The 4,088-nt window shown below is 70.5% G+C and carries 2 protein-coding genes; both read right to left on the bottom strand.

The features are described 5' to 3' along the window. Positions 1-1,546 (bottom strand): right-handed parallel beta-helix repeat-containing protein (locus tag ACFPZL_RS10775; protein ID WP_382335395.1); only part of this gene is annotated, 1,546 nt, incomplete at its 3' end. Between the two features lie 7 nt (positions 1,547-1,553). Beyond that, a partial coding sequence (locus ACFPZL_RS10770) for an InlB B-repeat-containing protein (RefSeq protein ID WP_382335393.1) occupies positions 1,554-4,088 on the bottom strand: 2,535 nt, incomplete at its 5' end.

The raw sequence follows: 4,088 nt of genomic DNA, 5'->3' as shown, positions 1-4,088 counted from the left end.
CCGCGCGCACCGCGACGGCCGCGATCCGCTCGGTCCCCGCGGCGGGGGCGATCCCGACTCGGACGAGCGAGAGCCCCTTGACCGTGCCGGTGAGTTCGCGGATCAGCGCGAGGTCGTCGGAGGCCGCGCTCGGCGCGAGGACCATGTCGGTGATGGCGTGGCCGTTGCCGTTCAGGACGCCGGAGAATGCGTCGAAGCCGGCGAACTCGGTGCCGGCGAAGTCGATATCGCCCGTGAGCCGGTAGTGGGCGGCGCCGTAGGCGGCGTCGCCGGCGATGGCGCCCTGCATCGCCTCGAGGTCGTCGACGGAGTCGAGCTGGTAGGGCGAGGCGGCGGTGCCCGCGCCCGGTACGCCGGCCTGCTTGAACGGCGGGATCTTCGCTCCGCTCGGCACGGGGTGCTTCATCTTCGTCTCCCAGCGCCAGCCGCCGGAGGCGGCGAAGCTCCAGCCGATGCCCTCGTAGGTGGCGCGGGTCTCGAGCTGGGCGCGGCTCGCCGGGGAGCCGTCGATGCCGCGGGTCCAGGTGCGGCCCTCGACGGTGGTCAGGTCGGCGTCGCTGTCCCAGGCGAGGTCGTAGCTGCCGAGGCCCCGGGTGCGCACCGCCTGCTCCGTGTGGCCCTCGGCGTCGAAGTTGCGGTTGTTGTTGGCGTTGACCAGGTTGTTCTGCGCGGCGCAGGTGGTGCCCTGCGCGGTGACCCACCCGTAGAAGTAGTTGTTCGCCGAGGCGTTCTGGTAGATCCAGCCCGAGTGGACGGCGTTGCCCGAGATCGTAACGCCGGCCGCAGTGCAGTTCGTGACGATGAACGCGGCCTGCCCCTGATTGCCCTGGGCGCCCTGCGTGATGCGCGTGTCGCGCACCAGGTTGTTCGTGATCGATGCGGTGCCGCTCGCGGCGAAGGCGATGCCGCCGACGTACTTCGTCGGCGCGTTCACGGTCACGCCGTCGAGGTAGTTGTTCCGGATCCTCGTGTTCCCCGTGGCGCCGCGCACGAGGCCTGCGGCGTAGGAGTTCGTCGCCTCGCTCAGCGCGGTGAAGCTGGAATCGAGGAGCGAGTTGCCCTCGATGACCGAGTTGTTGGCGGTCTCGACGAGGATCGCGCCGTAGAGGCGCCCCGGCGTCTCGAGCTCGGAGGTGTGCGTCACCTCGGCCGCGCGCAGCGTCAGGTTCTTGACCGTGGCGCCGGTCGTTGCCACGAAGAACGCGACACGGGTGTCGACCGCCGACAGGTGCAGGTTGCTGATCGCGTGCCCGTTGCCGTCGAACGTGCCGGCGAAGTTGCCGAACGGCGTGAACGTGCGGCCGCGGTAGTCGATGTCGGCGTCCAGGCGGTAGTGGAGGGAGCCGTAGGTCGAGAACTGCCCGTTCACCGCCTCCGACGCGGCGTCGAGATCCTCGGCCGAGTCGATGCGCACGGGATCTGCCGCCGTGCCCGTACCGGGCAGGTCGGCGACGGTGGCCGCGGATGCCGGGCCGACTGTGGCGACCAGCGATCCGACCAACCCGACGACGACGCCGAGAGCGAGGGTCTTGAGACTGAACTGCATGCTGCGCTTACTTCCTCTTGATCTTCAGTGCGACCGTCTTGGAGTTGCTCTTCTGGTACATCGAGTTGCCGTGATAGGCGACCTTGAGCTTGTAGGTGCCGGGCTTGAGGCCCTTGGGGATCGAGACCCGAACCGATCCCGACGAGAGCTTCGCCTTCGCCGTTCTGGTGACGGTGACCGTGCTGGCCTTGCCGCGGACCTTCTGCTTCACCTTCCCTGTGACGGTGACCTTCACCGTGCCGGTCGGGGTGCTGTACCCGGCTACCCGTGAGACCGCGACGTTGACCCGCGAGTAGTTCTTCTGCTTCTTCGTCTTCTTGACGTAGGAGACCGCGACCTTGGCCTTCGTCTTGGCCTTCTTCTTCCACGTGGCCGTGAAGGTCAGGTCCCCTGTGGTCCCGGTCGGGACGGTGAGCGACGTGCGCTTGGCGCCGAGCCCGCTCCAGCCGGCGAAGGAGTAGTTCGTGCGCGTCGGCTTCCGCAGCGTGAAGGATGACGACTCGACCGTGTACGACGTCGGGTTGCCCTCGGCTGCCTTCCCGCCTGCGAGCCGGTAGCCGATCGAGTACTCCGTGACCGACCAGGTCGGCACGTAGCTCCGCTCGCCGACGGATCCGACGGGTACGGTGACGGTGCGCGTCGGCCCGTCGAGCCCGGTGCCGGTCCACCCGGCGAAGGTGTAGCCCGCACGCACGGGAACGGGCAGGGTGAAGGCGTCCGACTCGATCGTGTAGCTCCCCACCGGGTCGTCGGAGAACTCCTCGTCATCGGCGATGCCGTAGATCACGTGATAGCTGATCGGGGTCCAGGTCGCGGTGTACGCGCGATCCCCCGTTGAGCCGCGGGCGATGGTCACCCGCATGGTCGGCTCATCTGCGCCGGTGCCGGTCCAGCCCGCGAACCAGTAGCCGATGCGCGTCGGGTTCACGAGGAGGAACGAGTCGGTCTCGACGGTGTAGGACGACTGGTTGGGGTCGCCGGGTTCGCCGCCGGCCAGGTCGATCTCGAGGTCGTAGGCGATCGGCTCCCAGGTCGCCGTGTACGCGCGGTTGCCGGAGGCGCCCGCGGGGACGGTGACCTCGGCCGTCGCCCCGTAGAGCCCGGTGCCGGTCCAGCCGGCGAAGCGGTAGCCCTCGCGGCTCGGGGCGACGAGCTCGAACGCGCCGGTCTCGACCGTGTAGACCAGCAGGCCGGACTCGTCCGAGCTGCCGCCGGCGAGGTCGTAGCCGATCGTGAACTCGGTGGGCGCCCAGGTCGCGGTGTAGGCGAGGTCGTCCGTGGCGTAGCGCGGGAGGGTGACGTCGCTCGCGGTGCCGGTGATGCCAGTACCGGTCCAGCCGGCGAAGCCGTAGTGCTCCCGCGTCGGGTTCACCAGCTTCGTCGTGGCGCCGTAGCCGTGCCGGGCGTCCCCGGCGCCTCCCTCGCCGATCCCGCCGTTCGCACCGCCGGCGAGGTCGATCTCCACGGCGACGCTCGGGAGCACGGCCGCGACGAGCACGGGGTAACCGCGGCTCGCGTCCCACGCCCACCGGCCGTCGCCGTGATCGTCGCCGAGATCCCAGCCGATCCCGGCGAAGGTGCCCGAGTCGGGCTGCGCCGGGAGCTCGGCGACCTGCGCCGAGGTCGCCGTGCGGTCGCCCTTCTGGGTGAGTGCCGTCGCGGCGCTCGCGTAGTTGACCGTCGTGGCGGTGACGTCGCGGGGGGCGACGTTGACGTGCTCCACGTCGGCGTTGTCGGAACCGATCCCGCCGCGGATCACGACGTTCCCCGAGACCTCCGTCCCTGCGCCGCCCTGGGAGAGCAGCATGCCGACGCTCGACCCGCTGCCGGCCGCGCGCGCGGCGACCGTGGTGTCGACCAGCAGGTTGCCGCGGATCGCGTTCCCCTGGTTGTTCAGCGGGTAGGCGACGATGCCGGCGGCGTACTTCGCGCCGCGGATCGAGCTGTTGATCACGAGATTGTCGGAGATCACGGTGCCGGTCCCGGCGCTGCCGACGATCCCGCCCGCCTGGCCGTTGTTGCTGCCCGTCGCGAAGTCGAGCGTCACCGTCGAGCCGAGCACCGTGTTGCCCCGTACCGTCGCACCGGAAGCGGTCGCCGCGATCGCGCCGGCCCGGCTCGTGCCGACCGAGTTCGTCACGGCGAGGTCGGCGAGGGTCAGGCCGGTGACCGTCCCGCCGACGAGCTCGACGAAGAACCCGGCGCCGGGGTTGCCCGCCGCGGTGATCGCGAGGTCGCGGACCGTGCGGCCGCCGCCGTCGAAGATGCCCGAGAACTTCGCGAAGGGCGTGAAGGATCCGCCGCTGTAGTCGATGTCCTCGGTCAAGCGGTAGTGCGCCTTGGCGGCGCCGGTGCCGGCCGCGTCGGCGTTCACGAGCGCAACGGCGGCGTCGACATCCTCGGCCGAGTCGATGCGGAAGGGGGAGGCCGCCGTGCCGGCGCCCGAGAGCGGCACGACAGCGATCGACACCGCTACCGGCTGCGAGACGGCGCCGCCGTCGGTCGCTGTGACCACGGCGTCGTAGCTGCCGAGCGCGGCGAA

Origin of the sequence: Leucobacter soli (assembly GCF_042659205.1) — a bacterium.
Lineage (GTDB): Bacteria > Actinomycetota > Actinomycetes > Actinomycetales > Microbacteriaceae > Leucobacter > Leucobacter soli.
This window is presented reverse-complemented; position numbering and strand designations above follow the sequence as displayed.